Below are 246 nucleotides of genomic sequence, written 5' to 3' on the forward strand. Positions count from 1 at the left end.
TCTACCGCCACGCAGTCGTGCAGCACCGTTGCTGCCAGCAAAATCCGCAGATTCCCACCTTCTTTTTCCTGAATCGCACAGACGTTCTTCCAGACGCGCTGCAAGTGCGATTGGTCGTGGGAGCCGTCGTTGTGACTGGTGCTGCTATGGGGCAGGAGTTGGGCGGCAAGCTTTTCAAAGGGGTGGAACAGGCTGGACATGGCTATGGTTTGCTGTAACGGGTGCCACAGCATAACGCGAAGCAGC

At 57.3% G+C, this 246-nt stretch carries 1 protein-coding gene; it reads right to left on the reverse strand.

Features of this window, described 5'->3' with window-relative positions; all coding sequences use genetic code 11:
* A partial coding sequence (locus Q0795_RS17175; RefSeq protein WP_298891795.1) for a hypothetical protein occupies window positions 1–200 on the reverse strand: 200 nt, incomplete at its 3' end.
* Between the last annotated feature and the right edge of the window lie 46 nt (window positions 201–246).

This window comes from uncultured Serinicoccus sp., assembly GCF_947487915.1.
Lineage (GTDB): Bacteria > Actinomycetota > Actinomycetes > Actinomycetales > Dermatophilaceae > Ornithinicoccus.